This window comes from Bacillus sp. FSL W8-0116, assembly GCF_038003825.1.
Taxonomy (GTDB): domain Bacteria; phylum Bacillota; class Bacilli; order Bacillales; family DSM-4216; genus Bacillus_O; species Bacillus_O smithii.
The window spans coordinates 2,869,299-2,891,546 of record NZ_JBBOPY010000001.1 but is presented as its reverse complement, the minus strand read 5'-3'; the positions used below and the strand labels follow the sequence as shown (position 1 = coordinate 2,891,546).

Below are 22,248 nucleotides of genomic sequence, written 5' to 3'. Positions count from 1 at the left end.
AGGATTCGCCTTTGTCATTATTTTGCAGCGCTGTAGCGTTTTGCTACTTCATCCCAATTGACTACATTCCAGAATGCTTGGATATAGTCTGGACGACGGTTTTGATAATTCAAATAATAAGCATGTTCCCAAACGTCTAATCCTAAAATAGGAGTTTTACCTTCCATTAATGGAGAATCTTGGTTTGGTGTGCTCGTTACTTCTAATTCACCGTTGTTCACTACGAGCCAAGCCCAGCCGGAACCAAAACGGTTTGCTGCTGCAGCAGAAAATTCTTCTTTAAATTTCTCAAAGCTTCCAAATTTTTGGTTGATAGCATCTGCCAATTCGCCTGAAGGAGCACCGCCGCCGTTTGGAGAAAGAATCGTCCAGAAAAGAGAATGGTTAGCATGTCCACCGCCGTTATTGCGAACAGCCGTACGTACATTTTCTGGAACGGCATCTAGGTTAGAAATCACTTCTTCAACAGATTTGCTGAGAAGTTCATCATTTCCTTTCAACGCATCGTTTAATTTTGTCACGTAAGTGTTATGGTGTTTCGTATGATGAATTTCCATTGTTTTCGCGTCAATGTGTGGTTCTAAAGCGTCATAAGCATAAGGCAATTTTGGAAGTTCAAAAGCCATGATTAATTCCTCCCTATGTAATCCATTTTTAAATTTTGAAACATGTGATTCAACCGTTTCCAATTATTACATTACCAAAGATAGTGTGGACTTTCAATTTTTTTGCTTTTGTTTGCATAAAATTTGTGTTGGCCATTACCCATAAAAATATGACAAGCACTTGCCAAAATGGAATGTACCCGCCCCCTATTTGTCCTTTTTCCTTTTCATCTAAAGCTGGATTGTTTTGTTGAAATTCTTTCTTCGCGAAAGGGCCAATGATAGGATTCCCAATACTCGCCTGAATTAAAACTGCGATTTTTTTGACAAAAAAACCGCAACGAACTTGCGGCTAAACAAAGTCTATGGACCCTGCAGGACTCGAACCTGCGACCGGACGGTTATGAGCCGTCTGCTCTAACCAGCTGAGCTAAGGGTCCTCCTCATTTCACTCCACAATATAACACCCTGATGATCGATCTGTCAATGACATCAATGAATCTGCCAGAAGAAATACACGATCATGGCGATCTGAATGATACCTTTTGTCAATACGGACGCAAAAAAGGCCACAACAGAACCAAGAGCAATTCTCACCGCTTGAGAAAAAGAAGTCCGATGAAATACCCATTCTCCAATCAACGCGCCAAGAAACGGTCCGATCACGATACCGAAAACCGGAATGACAAAAGGCCCGAGAATAAGCCCAATTGTGCTTCCCCAAATTCCTGCTTTGGAACCGCCAACCTTTTGGACCCCGAAGTAATTGACCATATAATCTGAAAGAAACAGCAAAACGACCAAAATCCCTTGAACCGTCCAAAATACCCAGCTAAACGGTTCAAATGAAAAAAACAGTCCATACAGCAAGAAAGCGCCCATCAAAAATAGCACTCCTGGTACGACCGGATAAATGAGTCCGATAAAGGCAATGATGATGCAAATCCATATAAGGATCCAAAAAAGAATCGACAAAAAAGTCTCCTCCCTTTTTTTGCTTTCGACCATTCTCATTTGAGGTCTTTACAGAAAGTTTTATGCCCCCAATAAAACATACATGAGAGAAAGATCATCATGCTTTATTTATTGTAGCGGAAAACGACGATACTTCAAAACCTTTTCACCGATCAACAAAAAAAACACGCACATTTTAAAGAGAAAACATAAAGAAAATATTCGTGGTTTCAGAAAAACATTCTTTCTATCCCTTCATAAAAAGAACAAAGCGGTCATAAGGTATACTACGGAGGGACAAATATGAAAAGATTAGGAATGTTACTCGCTCTTGTTGTCGTCATTATAGCCATAGGATATGATCTAAAAATTGGAACTCTTCCGTCAAACCAACCAAAAACCAGCCCATTTTCATTATCAGCACCTGCCGCCCATTCATCCATTCCTTATAAGGAAATCAAAATCCACTCGGGAGATACGGTTCTGTCGGTCGCTGAACGAATTCAACAGGGAACTTTGCCGGTATCGATTGACGAAGTCATCCATGACTTCGAAACATTAAACAACGGTCTGAAACCGGAGGACATTATGGTTGGAAGAACGTATAAATTCCCCGTATATGAGTGAACTTAAGTTTATTTATTGCTATTTCAACAAAGACTGGTACAATTATTTAATGAAAAGAGCTTATTAATTTAATGATATCAAAAGGAGAGAATCCACTTGGGTGAAATTATACATCGTTCAAAAACGCGGCCGGTAAAAGTGGGAAATTTAACGATTGGCGGTAGCAATGAATTGATTATTCAAAGCATGACCACCACGAAAACGCATGATGTAGAAGCGACAGTACGGCAAATTCATCAATTGGAAGAAGCCGGCTGCCAAATTGTTCGTGTTGCATGTCCGGATGAACGAGCAGCAAATGCGATCCCCGAGATAAAGAAAAGAATCCATATCCCATTAGTAGCGGATATTCATTTTGACTATAGATTAGCTTTAAAAGCCATTGAAGGCGGAGCAGACAAGATTCGGATTAATCCCGGCAATATCGGGAAACGGGAAAAAGTAGAAGCGGTTGTCAAAGCAGCCAAAGAAAGAGGGATCCCGATCCGAATCGGCGTCAACGCAGGAAGTCTTGAGAAAAAAATTCTTGAAAAGTACGGATATCCGACCGCTGATGGAATGGTGGAAAGTGCACTGCACCATATTCGCATTTTAGAAGACCTCGACTTTCACGATATCATCGTGTCTTTAAAAGCTTCTGATGTCAATTTAGCGATCGAAGCATATGAAAAGGCTGCAAGAACTTTTGATTATCCGCTTCACCTAGGAATTACGGAATCCGGAACACTTTTTGCCGGCACCGTCAAAAGCGCAGCTGGATTAGGAGCCATTCTTAGCAAAGGCATCGGAAACACCTTGCGTGTTTCTTTAAGCGCCGATCCTGTTGAAGAAGTAAAGGTTGCCCGGGAATTATTAAAAGTATTTGGTCTTTCTTCCAATGCGGCGACATTAATTTCCTGCCCGACATGCGGCCGAATTGAAATTGATTTAATCAGCATTGCAAACGAAATCGAGGAATATATCCAAAAAATTAAAGCCCCGATTAAAGTGGCCGTTCTTGGATGCGCCGTCAATGGTCCTGGTGAAGCAAGAGAAGCAGATATAGGCATCGCGGGAGCACGCGGTGAAGGACTGCTGTTCCGAAAAGGAAAAATCGTGCGAAAAGTACCTGAAGAAACAATGGTTGAAGAGTTGAAAAAAGAAATCGATGCCATTGCAGAAGAATATTATCAAAAACAAAAGCAAGAACAAAATGCATAAAAAGAGGCCGGCTTAAGCCAGCCTCTTTTTTTCTGTAAAATGCTAAAAGAACGGAAGGACAAAAAGTCCCATCACGACTGCAACAGCTCCAATGCCGATCGCCCATATTCCAAGCGACTCCGCCCCTCTTCTTCTGGCCATGAAACCGACGATGATGCCGGCAACGCCAAATAAAATAGGCATGGTAAACAGAGAAATAATGGAAAGCACCAGCGCGGCGATGCCGATATAACTTCCGGAGTTTTCCTCATCGCCATCCCGTTCACGTTCACGAACTGTATGATCCTCTCGATCATCTATTACAGGTGCGGCAATTTCTGCAGCCGTTTCCTCTTTATGATCCGTGTTTTTATATTCGTTTTCTTCTGTACCTTGTTTTTCTTCGTCCAATGCAATCCCCCGCTTTTCATACGGAATATGGATGCTCATTTGAGGTTCCATGTTACAGGAACATTTATAATATTACCGAACAGGCATCTCATTACTTCCGTGAATGGTTGGTGCTTTTGGTAAAAAACTTGAAGGAAAGACATTTTAATCAACATCACCTTTCCTGCCCATTCGGTTTGAAAAACCTTTTGTATCTTATAAAAATAAAGTATGATACACTTTTATTTGCAACGGATTACCGTGAAAGCGACCAACAGAAAAAAGCAGGATGAATCAAAGGAGCAGAGAGAAATGAAACAAAAACGGTTTGGCATAGATATCGATGGTACAGTAACATCCCCTGACAGTTTAATTCCTTTTATCAACCAAGACTTCCAATTAAACATCACTTTAAAAGATATTACAAAATATGATTTAACAGAAGCATTAAATATCCCGGAAGACATTTTTAACAAATGGTACACGGAAAAGGAACCGCTCATATATAAACTTTCCCCGATTGCAGAAGGAGCAAAAGAAGTATTAACAGAATGGAAAAAACGTTTTCAGCTGTTCTTTATCAGCGCAAGAGGCGATCATGTGTTCGATATTACAAAAAAATGGTTTGAAGAGAACGACATCCTCTATGATCACATTGAATTGATCGGAACTCACCACAAAATTGAAGCCGCCAAAAAACATGAAGTGGATATATTTTTTGAGGATAAGCATGACAATGCTGTTTCAATCCATAAAGAATTGGATATTCCAGTTATTTTGTTCAATACCCCTTACAACCAGGAGCCAGTCCCTAAAGGAGTGATGCGGGTCGACTCATGGAAAGAAGCAAATGATATTGTAAAACGATTATTTTAACAGTGAGTACGTACAAACCCATCAAAAAAACGGCGAAGAATAAGGGGAAAATCCTTATTTTTCGCCGTTTCTGCATTCTGGACATGTTCCATACACTTCAAATTTATGATCTGCGATTTCATATCCGTCCAAATTTTCTTGAATCGAATTCATCGGGCAAATATGAATTTCCTTTGTTTTTCCGCAAGATAGACAAATAAAATGGTGATGATGCTCCATGGCAGAACAAGAAAACCGAAACAATTTTTCTCCGTTTAGTTCCGTATCTTCTAATATTCCGATTTTGACAAATAAAGCCAAGTTCCGGTAAATCGTGTCAAAGCTGACGCCCGGATAACGTCCTTTCATCATCTCCAGCACTTCTTTGGCCGATAAATACTTATCGTGCTTGGCAAATAATGCAAGCAAATCCTCCCTTTTATCCGTATGTTTAAATCCTTTTTCTTTCAAAATCGAAATGGCTTCTGCTACTTCCATACATTGCACCCCCACTGTGTCATTTTCCGTATGCTGCCGAGCTCATGGACAAAATAAATAACCGTTCTAATACCAGAAAAAACTATGAATATTTTCAAACCTATATGCTTAACGAATTTTATTTGATTTTAATCATCGCTTTCAGGGCGATTTTATTCTCATTTTTCAGAATGATTCCGATTTATAGATAAGTGAAGTATACATGAAAAACGCCAATAAGTAAACGAAAATGAAAATTCTCCGTTCCATTCCCTTTTTATAGACACAATTTTCAAGTTGACGCATATAGTGAATCAGGGAGTGATGGGCGTTGAAATTTATTCAAACGATGATCAATCATAAAATCAGCACCATGACGGGAACAGAACTTTATAAATGGGGAAAACAGTTCAAAATTTCGATCACGAAAGAACAAGCAGATGCGATTGCGGCGCATTTGCGCGGAAAAAAAATCGACTTGTTTGATGATAAGCAGCGGACTCAGCTAATCAAGGAAATCGCTAAAATCATCGGACCGAAAAAAGCAAAAGAAATCAATGAGCTGTTTATATTGTTTATGAACTCAGAATGACGGTGATGAAAACAGCAAAGATAAAGGCGAAAAACTCCTGGCCCTTTTCCTTGCCTTTATATTCCCCGCTTGCGGCTTATCGAAAAGGGCTTTGGAGTTCTCTGTTCTCTAATCAGCTTTCTGCAATTTTTTGCAGAAGATTCTCATCGAACTTTTGGCTACGGATCATTTCGATTTCAAATTTATACGGTGGTTTTTTGTTTTTCTTATCTTCCCCTACATACGGCGTTTCCAAAATTTTTGGCACATCTTCTAATTGTGGATGATAAATTATATAATGAAGAGCTTTGAAGCCTATATGACCAAAGCCAATATTTTCATGGCGGTCTTTACGGGACCCTCTTTCATTTTTGCTGTCGTTCACATGCAGCACCTTTAAACGATCAATGCCGATGATTCGGTCAAATTCCTCAAGCACTCCATCGAAATCTTCGACAATCGGATATCCTGCATCGTGTGTATGACACGTATCAAAGCATACGGAAAGCTTGTCATTATGAACCACACCATCGATGATCATCGCCAATTCTTCAAATGTCCTTCCGCATTCCGAACCTTTTCCAGCCATCGTCTCCAACGCAATTTGTACATTTTGCTCACGAGTCAATACTTCGTTTAGGCCTTCAATAATTTTTTTAATGCCGACTTCCGGTCCTTCTCCGACATGGGCGCCGGGATGGAGAACAATTTGTTTAGCTCCGATCGCTTCTGTTCTTTCAATTTCGCTGCGCAAAAAATCAACACCTAATTGAAACGTATCCGGGTTTTTGGCATTACCGATATTAATAATATAAGGTGCATGGACGATGATTTCCGTAATTCCATGTTCCTCCATATGCTTGCGGCCCGCTTCTATATTTAAATCTTCTATTTTCTTGCGTCTCGTATTTTGCGGTGCACCGGTATAAATCATAAACGTGTTCGCCCCATAGGAAACAGCTTCCTCGCTCGCCGCTAGAAGCATTTTTTTCCCGCTCATTGAAACATGAGACCCTATTTTCAACATCCGTTTCAGCTCCCTTTTCCTTATCCTTTAAATGCAGCGGTTCACCAATGGTGTTGCTGCTTTCGTGTCTGTATCAAACAAAAGGTTTATTTCTTTTTCGCTTTCAATCGTTTTTCTCTTCGCTTTAATTTTTCTATTTCCTGTCTGATTTTTTTCTTATAACCCGGCTTCACTTTTTTAGGCTTGCGTACGAGGGCTTTCGCTTTTAATTCTGTTTCATCTGCCATCTTCTCCCGGTTTTTCCTTCTGTTCCGATCCGGAATTTCTATAATGGCGTCCTTTTGAATATCACGATGCAAGAAGCGAATTCCTCTTTTCTCCAAACGATTTAAAATATCTTCATCGCTCGGGGTATAAATTGAAGCACATATTCCTGAAAAGCCCGCCCGACCGGTCCGTCCTGAACGGTGAATATAAAAATCGAGATCTTGCGGCAATTCGTAATTTATTACATGGCTGACTCCCTCAATATCAATACCCCTAGCCGCCAAATCTGTGGCCACTATATATTGAAACTCAAGGGCGCGGATTTGTTTCATCATTTTCTTTCTTTCGCGGGGAGTTAAATCGCCATGAATTCTTCCCGTTTTTAATCCTTTTGCTGCTAACGCATCTGCCACTTCATCTGCCATTTGTTTCGTATTGGTAAAAACCAAAGCCAGATAGGGGTTAAAGGCAATCAGCAGCTGATAAAGCAAGTCGATTTTTTCCCGACTTTTCAGAGGGACTAGAATATGTTCGATTGTCTCTGCCGACGCTTTTTTAGGCTGTACTTGAACGTATTCCGGGTTTTCCATATATTTTTTTATAAAAGGCTTTAATTTTTCCGGAATGGTTGCAGAAAAAACAAGCATTTGCAAATCTTTGTCCATTCGGCTGGCAATTTGGTCCACTTCCACTATAAACCCCATGTCCAACATTAAATCCGCTTCATCCACCACAAGAATTTGAGCTTTATAAACGGATAAAGCCTGCTCTGTAATCAAATCACGAATCCTTCCAGGTGTACCAACCACAAGATGCGGCTGTTTTTTTAACTTTTCCATATCTTTTTGTTTATCCGTTCCGCCTATTAGGCAACGGGCGGTGATCGTCTTCTCAGAAAACTTCGTAATCGATACTATCTCTTGGTGAATTTGACTGGCCAATTCTCTCGTCGGAGCCGTTATGACAGCTTGCACCTCTTGTTTTTCTGGATCAATTTTTTCCAAAATCGGCAGCAAATAGGAGTGCGTTTTCCCCGTCCCCGTTTGCGACTGGCCGACCGCACTCTCCCCTTTCAAGATCAAAGGGATCATTTTTTCCTGTATTTCTGTAGGTTGATAAAATCCTAATTCTTCAATTGCTTTATTAAGAAAAGGCTGAAATCCAAATTTCTTAAATTGATGGTTGATCATTTAAGCCACTCCTTGAAGGTCATTTCCATTGCCACATTATATAATAATCAATCCAATAAATCATCTTTTCTTTCTATTTTTCGGATTATAAACTCCTCATTTTTCTCTCCGCCCTCATCTTTTCTGTATGATTGAGTCAAAATTCGATTTTCATCGCTTCTTCTTTAACCAAAAACCTTTTCCCGCTTTTCAGCCTGTTTATGTGCCTTCGCTTTTTTTCTTTTATCAAGAGGTTGATGCCAAGAGTTCATACTTCATTTCTTTTACCAATCCGTTTTCGCCGTAACTGTTTGAGAAATGTCAACTTGTTCTTCATTGGAAAAGAGCTCGCTGACAAGATGTTTCACTTTATATCTTCCTTGCATATTCTATAAAAGAGTGTAATCGTATCAGAAAGGAGGAACGTACATGCCCCCTAGACAAATGCCCCCTGTACAAAGAGGTTTCAATCTTTTTCGCGGACCGCAGCCAACGCAGCCTTTTCAATCTTTTTCACCTTTTGCCAGATCTCCTGTGAGCAGACCTGCCCGCGGCGGGGGATTATTGTCGCGACTTTTGAATCGATCGGGACGAATGGGCAACACCGCTTTTCCCGGGATGACCGGTTTCGAACGCCCCGCTTCCTTGATCGGCCAGTCCCCTGTCCAAAATCTTGCTTCCCCCGGAACACTGAATAAATTTTTAGCAAATACTCAGCAAGTTTTAAATACTGCTCAGCAAATCGGGCCTATGATCCAGCAATACGGGCCTATGGTGAGAAATTTGCCGGCTATGTGGAGGCTTTACAAAGGATTTAAAAATGCTACCGCCGAAGAAGATGCAGACGCAGACGCAGATACAGAATCCGATTCACCGGATGAAGACAGTCATGAAGAGGAAGAAAACACCGAAAAAAAGGACAGCGCAAAAAAAGCATCCAGCTCTTCTCATCAGACAAAAATATCACGCATCCAAAAAAGCAAAAAAGCATCGTCCGCCAAAGCGGAGAAAAGAAGCGGCGAATCCGTTCCTAAACTCTATATTTAACAAGGCTATTCTTATTTTACAATAACGGACCCAAACAATCTTTCTTTGTCTTCTTTTGTATCCTCCTATATAATAAAAATCGTAAGGACCCGAATTCTATTATTGTACAGGGGGATTTTAGCGCATGGAAGTCATTAAAATATCACCTCGCGGTTATTGCTACGGCGTTGTAGATGCCATGGTCATCGCCCGCAATGCCGCTTTAGATAAAACCCTTCCCCGCCCCATTCATATTTTAGGCATGATTGTTCATAATCAGCATGTCACAGAGGCGTTTGAAAAAGAAGGGATCATTACATTAGACGGAAAAAACCGCAAAGAAATTTTGAAAAAAGTCGATAAAGGAACGGTTATTTTTACCGCCCATGGCGTCTCGCCGGAAGTCAGAAAGCTGGCCAAAGAAAAAGGACTGGTGACAATTGACGCTACCTGTCCGGATGTCACAAAGACCCATGAATTAATCCGCGAAAAAAAAGAACAAGGATATGATGTCATCTATATCGGCAAAAAAGGGCATCCCGAGCCGGAAGGAGCAGTTGGGGTGGCGCCCGACATTGTACATTTGGTGGAAACTCCGGAAGATGTTGAGAATTTGTCCATCCAAAATGATAAAGTGATCGTGACCAACCAAACGACCATGAGCCAATGGGATGTCGCTCACATTATGGACAAAGTGAAAGAAAAATATCCACAAGCGGAAACTCATAAAGAAATATGCCTTGCCACTCAAGTGCGCCAAGAAGCGGTTGCTGAACAAGCAAAAGAAGCGGATGTCTTGATTGTGGTTGGAGATCCTAAGAGCAACAATTCCAACCGTCTAGCCCAAGTGTCTGAAGAAATTGCAGGAACAAAAGCTTACCGCGTTTCCGATATTACCGAGATTGAAATCGATTGGATTAAAGACGTGAAAAAAGTGGCTGTTACCGCAGGAGCTTCCACACCGACGCCGATCGTAAGGGAAGTGATTGAATTTTTGGAAGCCTTTGATCCAAATGACGAAACGACTTGGGTCCGCGAAAAGAAAGTTCCGCTTGAAAAGATCTTGCCTAAAATTAAACATCCAAAAAAACCGGCAAAAGGCTGATCCACAGCCTTTGCCGGTTTTTTATTCCCCACAAAATGAGGCATCGTCAACAGTAGAGATCAAATCATAAGCAAATTATAAAAACCGAAACGGATCCGTATTGACTTTTGAAGGAATAAACTCTACGTCCGCCCCTTTTTCGTCCGAAATGGCGGATAATATTTTGGCCACCCCTGTTTTCATTACTTTTTCCACATTATGTCCCGGGTCGACTATATTTAAACCAGCCATCATGGCATCATGGGCGGTATGATAATACATGTCTCCCGTCACATATACATCGGCGCCTTTAAACACAGCCGATTGATAATATTTATTGCCGTCGCCGCCAAGAACAGCCACTTTTCTCACTCTGCTCTTTAAATCTCCTACGACTCTCACACCTTCTACTTCCAACTGGGATTTCACAAAACGGGCAAATTCTTCGAGCGTCATTTCTTGCTTTAGTTTGCCAATTCTCCCCAGCCCAAGAATTTCTCCTTTATTTTCCAGAGGGTAAAGATCATACGCCACTTCTTCATATGGATGTGCTTTCAGCATCGCTGTCAAAATCTTTTTCTCCAACCGTTTTGGATAAATCGTTTCAATTCTTACTTCCTGTACTTCTTCCAGTTTTCCTCTTTCGCCAATATAGGGATTAGCATGACTCCCTGGAAGAAATCTTCCTGTTCCCGTTACCGAAAAAGAACAATGACTGTACTCGCCAATAAAACCGGCACCGGCATCTCCTATTGCTTTTCGGACTTCTTCTGCATGGTCGACAGGTACATAAACAGCTAGTTTATTCAATTGCTCTTCGATGGTCGGGACGAGCACTTCCGTGTCTTCCAGCTGCAAACATTCAGCCAATAAATCATTGACGCCACCGGGAGCAATGTCAAGATTGGTATGAGCGGCATAGACGGCAATGTCGTTTTTGATTAATTTTTCCATTATTCTTCCACTCGGTTCGTCCGTCCGTATCGCTTTTAATGGACGGAAAATGGGCGGATGATGAGCAATAATTAATTGAACGTTTTGCTCAATGGCTTCATCGACTACTTCCTCTAACACATCCAGAGCAATCAGCACCCGTTTCACTGGCTGATTCAGTCTTCCCACTTGTAAACCAATTTTATCGCCTTCCATCGCGTAAGATTTAGGAGCAAAGCGTTCAAACCACTGGATCACTTCATGTCCATTGACTGTTTTCATAATCCCAGCGCCTCCTTTACCAAATTCCTTTTTTTCATGAGTTCGGTACGTTTTTCCACTGTCTTATCCGCTGATTCTGCTTTATTTAATTGGTTAAGAATATTTCCCCACTTTTCATATTCATGCTTCCATTTTTGATAAAAAGCGTCGTTTTTCTTTTTTAATAAGATCGGTCCCATTAAAATGCCGGCTTCCAACTGATCATAAGGGCGATACGGGTCCCCTTTTTCGGCGACGATAATTTCATATATTTTTGCATCTTCTTCCAGAATTTGTTCGTCGACGATTTCCCAGCCGTTTTTTAAAAGCCATTCTCGAACTTGTCCAGATCCGACGTTCGGCTGAAGAATAAGCCGGCTTACTCCCGGGAGCTTTTCTTTTCCCGCTTCTAAAATGGAGGCGATTAAACTGCCACCCATTCCGGCAATGACGATGCAATCAACTTCTCCTTTTGCTATTACTTCCAGTCCGTCTCCTTTACGGACGTCAATTAAATGTTCCAGTTCGGACGATTGCACTTGCTTCTTCGCCGATTGAAAAGGACCTTCTGCAATCTCCCCGGCGACAGCCGCTTTTGCCAATCCTTTCTTTACAGCGTAGCAAGGCAAATAAGCGTGGTCAGGGCCGATATCAGCCACTGTTGAATGTTTCGGTATGTATTCTGCCACAGTTTCCAGACGTTTCGATAATTGATGGATATTCATGTTTTCACCACTTAACCATTTTTCTTTCCTCATCTATTTTAAACGGAATGCTGCCACAAAAAAAGCTCTTTGCGTCGATCAGCAAAGAACTTTGATACCATTATTTTAATTTCATCAGCCAGTCTGCCATTTGGTCAGCATGGTCAGCGGACACAAGTCCTGAAGGCATAGCGCCTTTTCCGTTCTGAATGATGTTTTTGATTTGATCTTTGGATAATTTCTTGCCAACCCCTTTTAAGGATGGCCCTACGCCGCCTTCATAATTTTGCCCGTGGCAGCCCGCACATGTTTGTTTAAAGAAACCTTCGGGGTCAAAAGTCTCAGCTGTCTGTTCCGTTTTTTCGCCGCCGCCCTTTTTTTCTTTGGCAGCCTGTTCGCTGTCATTTAGACCTTTTAATGATAAGAAAAACACCAGGCCGATTCCAAATACCATAATCAGCAAAAACGGAATAATTGGATTTCGATTCATGCTATTCCCTCCTTTATGTATGCGATTTCAATCTTCACAGTACAAACACCTTCTATTTTACTTCAAAAACCGGATGAGGAAAAGTCCTTGATTGTTAATTTTTTCCCGTTTTTCCGTTTTCAGAAAAAAGAATTCGACTTATATTTTATCATTTCTCGTCAACAAATATTCATCCGAAGCCTCCCTCTCCTCAAGAATGAAACAGGATGAAAACAAAGGTTATGAATATTCCCGCAATCCCCGAAACAGTAAAATATAGTAATTTTTTGGTTTTTCCAACCGCTATCCATAAAAGGCAATTCATCAAAATAATCAAATACAGGCTGATAGAATTTCCCGACAAAAACTTATCATGGATTTTGATTGTGAAAAATAAAAAAATGAGCGCTGCAGATAGAAATATGAACTGCACAAAAAATCCTTTTCGTCCATAGTAGATACCCGCTCCTATCAATAAAACGACAAAAATTGTCAAAATCGCCATTTGCATTATGAAAGGCATTTCAGTAAAATAAAGGACAAATAATGAAATTGGAAGGAACAGCAACAATATGGCTTGCAGAATTCGATATGATCGATGGAACCGTGGCAAATGAGCGGCTGAGTTTAGTTCTTCTCCTTCACTGTATAGTGTTAGTAAATAATCGCAATATTTTTCAGGCAGCATCTTATTTTGCTTCCAAAATAAGATTTCTTTGATAATGATTTGCTTTCGCTTATCCATGTTCAACCCACTTCCCATTGCAATTATAGGCACTGATTTTCAATGCCGTTCAGATTCACAATGATTCGTTTTCTTCGACAAAAAAAAGTTTACTTCAAAAGAAGTAAACTTTAAAGGCAAAATGAAATTATTCTAAAAAGTCTTTTAATCTTTTGCTGCGGCTTGGATGGCGAAGTTTGCGCAATGCTTTCGCTTCAATTTGGCGAATACGTTCTCTGGTAACGCCAAACACTTTCCCGACTTCTTCCAAAGTACGAGTTCTGCCGTCATCCAGACCAAAGCGCAGGCGCAAGACATTTTCTTCACGGTCCGTTAAAGTATCGAGAACATCTTCAAGCTGTTCTTTCAATAACTCATAAGCTGCGTGCTCCGACGGTGAAGTGGCTTCATGATCTTCGATGAAATCGCCTAAATGAGAATCGTCTTCTTCCCCGATCGGTGTTTCAAGCGAAACTGGCTCTTGGGCAATTTTTAAGATTTCTCGTACCTTTTCAGGAGATAAATCCATTTCTTCTCCGATTTCTTCCGGAGTCGGTTCGCGGCCTAAATCTTGAAGCAATTGCCGCTGAACTCGAATCAGCTTGTTGATCGTTTCAACCATATGAACCGGAATCCGAATGGTTCTTGCTTGGTCTGCAATGGCGCGAGTAATCGCTTGACGAATCCACCATGTTGCATAGGTGCTGAATTTGTATCCTTTTCGGTAATCAAATTTTTCAACGGCTTTAATCAGCCCCATGTTACCTTCTTGGATTAAGTCAAGGAACAGCATGCCTCTCCCAACATACCGCTTCGCAATGCTTACAACAAGACGCAAATTCGCTTCTGCCAAACGGCGTTTTGCTTCTTCATCCCCTTGTTCAATACGTTTTGCCAGCTCAATTTCTTCTTCAGCGGAGAGAAGATCAACACGCCCAATTTCTTTTAAATACATACGAACAGGGTCATTAATTTTAACTCCAGGCGGAACACTTAAATCGTTTAAATCAAATTCTTCTTCCTCTTCTTTTGAGAGCTCATGAATATCAGGATCCTCTTCATGATCGCTATCTTCATTGACGATTTCTATTCCCTGTTCGTTCAAGTATTCATAAAAATCATCCATTTGTTCGGAATCAAGATCAAAATTCGATAGTTTATCGGCTATATAATCGTATGAAAGCTCACCGCGTTTCTTTCCTTTTTCCACTATTTGATTTTTTACTTTATCTAGTGTTAATTCAGGCTCAACTTCTTTGGAACGTGTTGACTTTTCAGCCATTAGTTTCCCTCCTTCCAACATCCTTGAAACTGCCTTTCCTTTTCAACATCTTTCTTAATTGCATAACTTCCATGGCTATGGCTGCCGCTTTTTTATAATCATGTTGTTGTTCTGCTCTTTTGCTTTCTTCCATCTTCGCCTTTATTTTTAACATTTTTTGGTGATTTAACACTTCATTTATATAATCATTTATTTCTTCATCCGAGACATCCATGTTGACATTCATCATTTCTATTTCCGTCACCGTTTTTCTTAAATTCGGATCCGGCAGAAAATTGATGAAAGCACTGGCATCAGGGTGCTTTCCCTCTTCGTAATAACCTAATAAATAAGTGAAAATTGCTTGATGCTCATCCAGATTGAAAGTCTCCCCTGCCAGTTTTTCGTGGATTTGATACGCTAATTCAGGATCTTGCAGCATATAAGCAATCAAGCGGCGTTCTGCCGTTATATAGGCAGGGTATATTTTTCCGGTTGAAGGCTTTTCGGAAATTCTCCCTGCCCAATTCGGTCGCGATGGCGGCAAATTCCGTTTTTCTGCATAATATATTTGACGCTGCTGCCATTTTAACGCGTCCAATGAGATCGAAAATTCTTCCGCCAGCTGTCTCATATAATAATCGCGCTCCACCGCCTTTGAAAGCTTTGTAATTTCTTTCAATATTTCATCGATATACTGAAGTTTCTCATCTTCTTTTTGAAGATTTTTACCCCTTTTATAATACTGCATTTTAAAAGCCATATACGTCATGCTGGCCTCTATAACATCCAGACGGAATTTGTCTCCGCCGTATGTTTGAATGTAATCGTCGGGGTCCAAGTCGTCGGGAATGACGGAAACTTTCACACGGCAGCCAGCCTCTTCAAGAAGATTCCCGGCCCGAAATGCTGCTTCAACTCCGGCAGAGTCTCCATCATAACATATTAACACTTCATCGGTTAGACGGCGAATAATATGCACATGATCTTCCGTCAAAGATGTGCCCATCGTTGAAACACCGTTGTCAATCCCGGCTCGGTCCGCTGCTATACAGTCCGCAAATCCTTCAAATAGAATCAACTGGCGTTTTTTTCGAATCGAGTTTCTTGAGCGGTTCAAGTTGTAAAGGAGTCGGCTCTTATGAAATATGGGAGTTTCCGGACTGTTCAAATATTTCGGCTGCAGATCCCTCAAACTTCTTCCGGAAAACGCCACGACCCTTCCTTTCGAATCATGCAAAGGGAACATAATTCGATCGCGAAATCGGTCATAGTAGTCTCCTTTTCCTTCGTGGCGGATAACAAGCCCCGCTTTTTCCATCAATGAAATCGGAAACCCTCTTCTTTTTAAAAAAAGCGTAGCGACGTTCCACCCCGTTGGAGACCAGCCAATTTGGAATTTTTCTATTTGATCTTTTGTGAAGCCTCTCGAGAATAAATATTCCAGTGCATTTTGGCCTTCTTTTGTATTTATCAGCAAATGATGGTAGAATTTAGCTAGAAGCTCATGAGCAGACATCATGAGTTCATGGTCCTTCGGCAACGCTTGAACGGGTTCGGCTGTTATGTCCACATTCAGCTTGATCCCGGCTCTTTCCGCTAATTGGACAGCCGCTTCTTGAAAAGAAATATTTTCGATTTCCATCAGAAAGGTAAAAACATTTCCCCCTGCTCCACAGCCGAAGCAGTGATAAATCTGTTTATCAGGGGAAACCGAAAAAGATGGGGTTTTTTCGCCATGAAACGGACAAAGACCAAAATAATTTTTCCCTTGTTTGCTTAATTGAACATAGTCATGAATAACATCGACAATATTCACCGAATGTTTAATTCTGTCAAGCGTTTCCTCAGGGATTTTTCCTGCCATAAAAGATCACCAGCTTATTACATTCGCGAAAGTGTCGAATTTATCCTTCATACTTCGACAAAAATCTCCGTACTTTTTTTAAAAATTGCTTCCTGTCAGCGTCTGTAAAAGGCCTTGCCCCTTTTTCAAAACGTCCTGACCGGCGTGCCTTTGCCTGGAGATGCCGTATGTCCAAAATGTAAGCCATCTCACTCTCGCTGTATTGATTCCCCCGCGGCGAAAAAGCATACCCTCCTTTTGAGGTGGCCAAACTTGCTAATCCAATATCTTGTGTAATCAACAGATCTCCTTTTTGCAAATGGTTGACTATGAACAGATCCACAGCTTGAAAATGGGAGTCGACATATTTCCATATGCCTCCAATTTCTTCAGACGGCTGGTGTTTGTACGATGCCACAAAGAACACATTCAAATCATATTCATTTGCCAACGAAATAATTTCCTTTTTTACAGGGCAGGAATCTGCATCGACAAAAATATTCATCGTTCTTTTCTTCTTTGTCATAAATTAATTATTCTACACCATATGGTGGATTCCTTCTTTTTCACAGCAAGTTTCCTGTCAAAAAGAAGTGTAGCCAGGTTTGTCGAATTTTCTCACGGCTTTCTCGCCAGCATTCATCAAGTGACGATTCACTCTTATTCTCCACCGTTCCGACCTATGACGATTAATGAATCATCATCCTTTTCTCTTTCTTTCTCTGGTGTAGGTTTACGGGCTGTTCAAACAGATAGCAATTTGGCCGCTGGGTATCCATTGCCCCGGTCTTTGACATATCACCATAAATAGTTTATTCGTAATGAGGCCAGTCTAAACCTTGAATAGATATTTTTATCACAATTTTTTATTATAATACAAACTTTTTTATTTGGCTATTTTTTATTTCATTTAGCAAGACATTAGAAGGATCGTCAAAGCTAATTCTTTTTCAAAAGGAAAGAAGCACACAATCATGTGATTATGCGCTTATTTTTTTCGAATTTTTTCTATGATAATATTGGCCGTTTCTTCCACCGCTTTATTCGTTACATCTATGACTTCACAACCAATTTTTTTGACGATGGAATCAAAATACTCTAATTCTTTATTGATTCTGTCCAACTGTGCATAGCTGGCTTGATCATCCAACCCTAAAGTAATCAGCCGTTCCCTCCGAATTTGATTCAATTTTTGCGGTCCAATTTTTAAACCAAAGCATTTTTCTTTCGGTACTTTGAACAGCTCTTCAGGCGGATCCACTTCTGGTACAATCGGAACATTGGCTACTTTATAACGTTTGTGCGCCAAATATTGGGACAGAGGAGTTTTGGAAGTTCTGGAAACACCGACCAACACTATATCAGCTTTCATTAATCCTCGTGGATCTCGTCCATCGTCATATTTGACAGCAAACTCGATTGCTTCCACCTTTTTAAAATATTCATCGTCCAGTCGGCGGACAAGTCCCGGTTCGTACAGCGGCTTTTTCTGAAACATATTCTCCAACTCATCAATGATGGGACCTATAACATCAAAGGATTGTATGTTTTCCTTCTTGGCTCGCTCCTGCAAATATCGGCGCATTTCAGGCTTTACTAACGTATAGACAATCATTCCGTTATCCATTTTGGCTAAAGAAATAACTTCCTCAATATGAGAAATTTCCTCTACGTATGGAAAGCGTTTGAGGACCATATATGAACCGTCAAACTGGCTGAGGGCAGCTTTTGTGACCAGTTCCGCGGTCTCGCCAACAGAGTCGGAAACAACGTAGATAATTGGATCACTCATTCATCATCACTGTCCTCTCTCTTTCTCGGCATTAATCTTCATTCGCTAAAGCGACAAACGCTTTCGCAATATTCGTTTTTGTGATTCGACCAATCACCTCGAAGCCCGTTCCTTTTTCTTTTACTACAGGCATTGCGTCAATCTGTTTTTCGATTAAATTTTGGGCGACATCGATCAAAAGATCATCTTTATAGCACATCGTAATATTGGGCATTCTCGTCATGATAATGTTTACCGGTAGGCTATTGAGATCTTGTTTCCCTATACTTGCTCTCAATAAATCTTTTCGCGAAAGCACCCCTACCAACAAAGAATCGTCATCCACTACAAATAAAGTGCCGACATCCTCTAAAAACATCGTGCAAATGGCGTCATAAACCGATACGTTTTTATGCACAACGACGGGTATCGATTGATAGTCTTTTACATAAATTTTTTTTAAATTTTCCGTCAGCAGCTGCGCGCCCGTTTTTCCAGTATAAAAATATCCTACCCGAGGTCTTGCGTCAAGGAAGCCGGCCATTGTTAATATAGCTAAATCCGGACGCAATGTCGCCCGGGTTAAATTTAATTTTTCAGCGATATGTTCTCCTGTAATAGGTCCATTATTTTTCACGATTTGCAATATTTGTTCCTGACGCTTTGTAAGTTCTATGATCCTCACCACCCAACACAATTAAAAGTGTTATACTCATACAAAAATATTATATACTATTTGAAATAAACGAGGAAGAGCCCGCCTTCGTTCGACAGGCTCTCACATCTTGATATAATATGGGTCGGAACAGTCAAACTTACGCAAAAACAACTTACAACGGAAACCATCTTTTCCATCTGAAAGTTCATTTTATCACTAACAAATTCACGTTGGCAAACTCTAGAATGTAGCGGGAAAGCTCCTTCATTTGCGCCAACCGATTGTTTCTGATCTCTTCATCGTCGGTCATGACCATAGTTTCATCAAAATAGCGTTCAATCGCAGGACGCAAACTTTCAAGCAGTTGGAAACGCTCTTCAGCAGAAATATCTTGTTTCCATTCTTTTTTCAAGTTCACATAACGTTCATATAGTTCTTTTTCACTTTCGTTCGCAAATAGATTTTCACGAATTTCTTTGTCCTCAGTTGCTTTTTTCGTAATATTAAGGACTCGGCTTAGTGCTTCCGCCACTTCCTTGAATGAAGGTTGACCGATTCGTTTCATCAGAACTTCCGCTTTTGCTTCCACCTCTGCCAAAGAATGAATGGAAACATCTAACAAAGCCTCAATAACGTCATAGCGCACTTCTTTTTCTTCTAAAATGTGCTTCATTCGTTGTTTAAAGAAGTCCAATACAGCCGTATAGATTTCTGCTGTTTCCTTTTGGCCAATTCCAGCGCTTAACACGATATCAATGCTGTCCTTTAACAAAGCTTCCAGCGAAAGATTCCATTTATGCTTCAACATGGTCTGTACAATGCCAGTCGCCTGTCTTCTAAGAGCATATGGGTCTTGAGAGCCGGTTGGGATAATGTCCACAGCAAAACAAGAGATAATCGTATCTAATTTGTCGGCCACGCCTACGATGGCGCCTACAAGTGAATTCGCAGGTTCATCTTCCGAATTCCGTGGTTGGTAATGTTCATTAATCGCTCTTGCCACTTCAGGATTTTCTCCTTGAAGAAGCGCATATTTTTCTCCCATGATCCCTTGCAATTCCGGAAACTCGTATACCATATGCGTGACTAAATCAAACTTGCATATTTCAGCAGCACGGTCTGCTTTCTGCGCTGTTTCTTCTTCTACACGCAGTCTCTCTGCAAGATAAGACGACAATTTTCGTATCCTGGCTACTTTTTCTGCCAATGTCCCAATTTTCTCGTGATATACGATGGACGAAAGTTTTTCCAGCGCTTCAGAAATTATCAGCTTTTGATCTTCTTTATAGAAGAAATCAGCATCAGCTAAACGCGCTTTCAACACTTTTTCGTTCCCTTTAGCCACCGTTTCAAGAGACCGATCGTTTCCGTTTCGGACCGTCACAAAATGAGGAAGAAGCTTTCCGTCGGCAGTTTTTACAGGAAAATAGCGCTGATGCTCCTTCATGGAAGTAATTAACACTTCCTCTGGCAGATTTAAAAATTCTTCCTGAAAAGAGCCGAATAAAGCGGTAGGGTATTCCACAATGTTATTTATTTCTTCCAATAATTCTTCGTCAATCGGGATGACCCAGCCATGCTTTTCTTCTAAATTCTTCAACTGGCTGCGGATTAACTGTTTTCTCTCATCGGGGTTCGGAATGACATATTCCGCTTTTAGCTTCGTTTCATATTCAGCAGGAGAATCCAATTGAATTTTCCCGCCAAGAAAACGGTGTCCATAACTGAATCGATTCGTTTCTACATCCGTAATCGCAAATGGAATCACTTCGCTTCCAAATAAGACAACGAGCCATTTGATAGGACGTACATACCGCAAATCGTAATCGGCCCAGCGCATATATTTCCCAAAGCTCATACCCTCAATCAACTCTTTTAATTTGGGAAGCAATTGAACCGTTGGCTGGCCTTTCAAAAATTTCTTCACAAAAGCGTATTCAATCCCTTTGACCTCTTTGAAATAAATGTCGTCAACAGTAGCTGAATGGCTTTTTGAAAACCCGATTGCTGCTTTTGTCCATTCACCCGCTTCATTTAACGCCGCTTTTTTAGCTGGGCCTCGAGCTTCTTCATGAACATCTGCCTGGGATTCCGCCACATCTTTCACAAGAACAGCTAATCGGCGAGGAGTGGAAAATAGGGAAACCGTTCCATAATCAATGTTTTCTTTTTGAAAAAATTCCTCTACTTTTTTTCCAAGCTGATTCATGGACTCGGTCACAAAACGGGCCGGCATCTCTTCCAATCCAATCTCAAGCAAAAGGTCCCTTTTAGTCATGCGCTTTCTCCCCTTTCCCTTTTAAAATAGGAAATCCCAATTTTTCTCTTTCTTCGTAGAATGTTTTGGCTACTTGCCTTGCCAAATTTCTCATCCGAGCGATATAAGCCGTTCGTTCAGTCACTGAAATGGAGCCCCGCGCATCGAGAATATTAAATACGTGGGAGCATTTTAAAATGTAGTCATAGGCAGGATGAACCAATCCTTCCTCCATTTGGCGCTTCGCTTCTTTTTCATACGTATTAAACAAGTTAAACAACATGTCAGGATCCGATGTTTCAAATGTATATTTGGAGTGTTCATATTCAGGCTGATAGAAAATATCCTTTACAGTAAATCCATTTGTCCACTCCAAATCAAAAACATTTTCCTTTTCTTGTATGTAGGAAGCCAATCGTTCAATTCCATACGTAATTTCCACGGACACAGGCTTGCATTCCAGTCCGCCTACTTGTTGAAAATAAGTAAATTGCGTGATTTCCATCCCGTCTAGCCATACTTCCCAACCGAGGCCTGCACAGCCGAGAGACGGGTTTTCCCAGTTATCTTCTACAAAGCGAATATCATGATCAAGCGGATCAATTCCAAGAGCACGCAAAGAATCCAAATAGATTTCTTGAATATTGGATGGCGAAGGTTTCATAATCACTTGAAATTGATGGTGCTGGTACAGTCGATTGGGGTTTTCCCCATAACGGCCATCTGCCGGCCGTCGGCTTGGTTCCACATAAGCAACATTCCAAGGTTCCGGTCCAATTGCCCGTAAAAACGTATACGGGCTCATCGTCCCTGCCCCTTTTTCTACATCATAAGCCTGCATGAGAATGCAGCCATGATCCGACCAATGCTTCTGCAACGTAAGAATCATTTCTTGTATATTCATTTCGTACACCTCCATATGATCCAATTGCTAAAAAAACAAGTCTTGCTAAAGACATTCTTCGTTTTTCCACGCATGGAGTCCAAAACAAAAACTCCCGCCACTATGCAGTAAATCTGCATAGGGACGAGAGTTACACCCGCGGTTCCACCCTATTTGCCTCCGCTTTCTTAGCGTCTGGCCACTTTTAAAAATATTTGCTCCGGACTGCCGTTCCCTGATGCCCTATGTCCGGCTTCCACCATCCCGGATTCGCTGAGATAGAACGTAATCAGGTACTCCTTTCCTTCTT

General features: G+C 41.0%; 23 protein-coding genes and 1 tRNA gene. 6 read left to right on the top strand and 18 right to left on the bottom strand.

Annotated features, from left to right (window positions below; genetic code table 11):
• Positions 1 to 17: 17 nt before the first annotated feature.
• From sodA to N1I86_RS13745, 3 genes are all read right to left on the bottom strand, one after another.
• The gene (gene sodA, locus N1I86_RS13755; RefSeq protein WP_003355365.1) at positions 18 to 626 is read right to left on the bottom strand and encodes a superoxide dismutase SodA; all 609 of its coding nucleotides are present in this window, start codon (positions 624 to 626) and stop codon (positions 18 to 20) included.
• A 345-nt stretch (positions 627 to 971) separates the two neighbouring features.
• Positions 972 to 1,045 (bottom strand) — tRNA-Ile (locus N1I86_RS13750).
• Positions 1,046 to 1,097: 52 nt separating this feature from the next.
• Positions 1,098 to 1,580, bottom strand: a complete 483-nt coding sequence (locus N1I86_RS13745; protein WP_341096763.1) for a DUF456 domain-containing protein — start codon at positions 1,578 to 1,580, stop codon at positions 1,098 to 1,100.
• Between the two features lie 282 nt (positions 1,581 to 1,862).
• On the opposite strand from N1I86_RS13745, the gene N1I86_RS13740 reads away from it, so the two are divergent.
• Both N1I86_RS13740 and ispG read left to right on the top strand, forming a co-directional pair.
• On the top strand, positions 1,863 to 2,186 hold the full coding sequence (locus N1I86_RS13740) for a hypothetical protein (RefSeq protein WP_327796970.1): 324 nt from the start codon (positions 1,863 to 1,865) through the stop codon (positions 2,184 to 2,186).
• Positions 2,187 to 2,291: 105 nt separating this feature from the next.
• Complete coding sequence (ispG, locus tag N1I86_RS13735) at positions 2,292 to 3,386, top strand: flavodoxin-dependent (E)-4-hydroxy-3-methylbut-2-enyl-diphosphate synthase (RefSeq protein WP_390895381.1); 1,095 nt, start codon at positions 2,292 to 2,294, stop codon at positions 3,384 to 3,386.
• Between the two features lie 42 nt (positions 3,387 to 3,428).
• Here the strand turns inward: ispG and N1I86_RS13730 are convergent, their stop codons facing one another.
• The gene (locus N1I86_RS13730) at positions 3,429 to 3,815 is read right to left on the bottom strand and encodes a DUF4190 domain-containing protein (protein WP_003355370.1); all 387 of its coding nucleotides are present in this window, start codon (positions 3,813 to 3,815) and stop codon (positions 3,429 to 3,431) included.
• Positions 3,816 to 4,067: 252 nt separating this feature from the next.
• On the opposite strand from N1I86_RS13730, the gene N1I86_RS13725 reads away from it, so the two are divergent.
• Entirely contained in the window at positions 4,068 to 4,631 is a 564-nt protein-coding gene (locus N1I86_RS13725) for a 5' nucleotidase, NT5C type (RefSeq protein ID WP_003355371.1), read from the top strand.
• A 54-nt stretch (positions 4,632 to 4,685) separates the two neighbouring features.
• Here the strand turns inward: N1I86_RS13725 and N1I86_RS13720 are convergent, their stop codons facing one another.
• Positions 4,686 to 5,108 (bottom strand): Fur family transcriptional regulator, encoded by a 423-nt coding sequence (locus N1I86_RS13720; protein ID WP_003355372.1) that lies wholly within the window; start codon positions 5,106 to 5,108, stop codon positions 4,686 to 4,688.
• A 310-nt stretch (positions 5,109 to 5,418) separates the two neighbouring features.
• On the opposite strand from N1I86_RS13720, the gene N1I86_RS13715 reads away from it, so the two are divergent.
• Complete coding sequence (locus tag N1I86_RS13715) at positions 5,419 to 5,679, top strand: DUF2624 domain-containing protein (protein WP_003355373.1); 261 nt, start codon at positions 5,419 to 5,421, stop codon at positions 5,677 to 5,679.
• A 112-nt stretch (positions 5,680 to 5,791) separates the two neighbouring features.
• On the opposite strand, the gene N1I86_RS13710 is transcribed toward N1I86_RS13715, so the two are convergent.
• Together N1I86_RS13710 and N1I86_RS13705 are read right to left on the bottom strand one after the other, a co-directional pair.
• Positions 5,792 to 6,685 carry a deoxyribonuclease IV gene (locus N1I86_RS13710; protein ID WP_003355374.1) on the bottom strand — a complete coding sequence of 298 codons (894 nt, stop codon included), beginning with the start codon at positions 6,683 to 6,685 and terminating at the stop codon, positions 5,792 to 5,794.
• Between the two features lie 86 nt (positions 6,686 to 6,771).
• Complete coding sequence (locus tag N1I86_RS13705) at positions 6,772 to 8,082, bottom strand: DEAD/DEAH box helicase (protein ID WP_270584034.1); 1,311 nt, start codon at positions 8,080 to 8,082, stop codon at positions 6,772 to 6,774.
• 408 nt (positions 8,083 to 8,490) lie between these two features.
• Here N1I86_RS13705 and vrrA point away from each other — a divergent pair, with 408 nt between their 5' ends.
• Both vrrA and N1I86_RS13695 read left to right on the top strand, forming a co-directional pair.
• The gene (gene vrrA / locus N1I86_RS13700) at positions 8,491 to 9,108 is read left to right on the top strand and encodes a VrrA/YqfQ family protein (protein WP_341096756.1); all 618 of its coding nucleotides are present in this window, start codon (positions 8,491 to 8,493) and stop codon (positions 9,106 to 9,108) included.
• Between the two features lie 124 nt (positions 9,109 to 9,232).
• A complete protein-coding gene (locus N1I86_RS13695; protein ID WP_003355377.1) occupies positions 9,233 to 10,192 on the top strand; it encodes a 4-hydroxy-3-methylbut-2-enyl diphosphate reductase in 960 nt (319 codons plus the stop codon).
• A gap of 75 nt (positions 10,193 to 10,267) precedes the next feature.
• Here N1I86_RS13695 and N1I86_RS13690 read toward each other — a convergent pair whose 3' ends face one another.
• The 11 genes from N1I86_RS13690 to glyQ form a co-directional block, all read right to left on the bottom strand.
• A complete protein-coding gene (locus tag N1I86_RS13690; RefSeq protein ID WP_327796967.1) occupies positions 10,268 to 11,386 on the bottom strand; it encodes a Nif3-like dinuclear metal center hexameric protein in 1,119 nt (372 codons plus the stop codon).
• Positions 11,383 to 12,090, bottom strand: coding sequence for a tRNA (adenine(22)-N(1))-methyltransferase (locus N1I86_RS13685; protein ID WP_341096752.1), 708 nt, complete (start codon positions 12,088 to 12,090; stop codon positions 11,383 to 11,385). Before N1I86_RS13685 ends, N1I86_RS13690 begins: the two co-directional genes overlap by 4 nt.
• Positions 12,091 to 12,190: 100 nt before the next feature.
• Complete coding sequence (gene cccA, locus N1I86_RS13680; RefSeq protein WP_048623700.1) at positions 12,191 to 12,559, bottom strand: cytochrome c550; 369 nt, start codon at positions 12,557 to 12,559, stop codon at positions 12,191 to 12,193.
• 190 nt (positions 12,560 to 12,749) lie between these two features.
• A complete protein-coding gene (locus N1I86_RS13675; protein ID WP_270584040.1) occupies positions 12,750 to 13,283 on the bottom strand; it encodes a hypothetical protein in 534 nt (177 codons plus the stop codon).
• A 127-nt stretch (positions 13,284 to 13,410) separates the two neighbouring features.
• Positions 13,411 to 14,544: an RNA polymerase sigma factor RpoD gene (rpoD, locus tag N1I86_RS13670; RefSeq protein ID WP_003355382.1), complete on the bottom strand. Its 1,134-nt coding sequence runs from the start codon at positions 14,542 to 14,544 to the stop codon at positions 13,411 to 13,413.
• The gene (dnaG, locus tag N1I86_RS13665; RefSeq protein ID WP_341096749.1) at positions 14,537 to 16,390 is read right to left on the bottom strand and encodes a DNA primase; all 1,854 of its coding nucleotides are present in this window, start codon (positions 16,388 to 16,390) and stop codon (positions 14,537 to 14,539) included. The genes rpoD and dnaG overlap by 8 nt, the downstream gene beginning before the upstream one ends.
• A 40-nt stretch (positions 16,391 to 16,430) precedes the next feature.
• Positions 16,431 to 16,895 (bottom strand): DUF188 domain-containing protein, encoded by a 465-nt coding sequence (locus tag N1I86_RS13660; RefSeq protein ID WP_147542817.1) that lies wholly within the window; start codon positions 16,893 to 16,895, stop codon positions 16,431 to 16,433.
• 462 nt (positions 16,896 to 17,357) lie between these two features.
• Positions 17,358 to 18,161 (bottom strand): pyruvate, water dikinase regulatory protein, encoded by an 804-nt coding sequence (locus tag N1I86_RS13655; protein WP_341096746.1) that lies wholly within the window; start codon positions 18,159 to 18,161, stop codon positions 17,358 to 17,360.
• Between the two features lie 31 nt (positions 18,162 to 18,192).
• The gene (locus N1I86_RS13650; protein WP_169799141.1) at positions 18,193 to 18,825 is read right to left on the bottom strand and encodes a helix-turn-helix transcriptional regulator; all 633 of its coding nucleotides are present in this window, start codon (positions 18,823 to 18,825) and stop codon (positions 18,193 to 18,195) included.
• Positions 18,826 to 19,003: 178 nt separating this feature from the next.
• On the bottom strand, positions 19,004 to 21,076 hold the full coding sequence (gene glyS / locus N1I86_RS13645) for a glycine--tRNA ligase subunit beta (protein ID WP_003355387.1): 2,073 nt from the start codon (positions 21,074 to 21,076) through the stop codon (positions 19,004 to 19,006).
• Complete coding sequence (glyQ, locus tag N1I86_RS13640; RefSeq protein ID WP_003355389.1) at positions 21,069 to 21,959, bottom strand: glycine--tRNA ligase subunit alpha; 891 nt, start codon at positions 21,957 to 21,959, stop codon at positions 21,069 to 21,071. The genes glyS and glyQ overlap by 8 nt, the downstream gene beginning before the upstream one ends.
• Between the last annotated feature and the right edge of the window lie 289 nt (positions 21,960 to 22,248).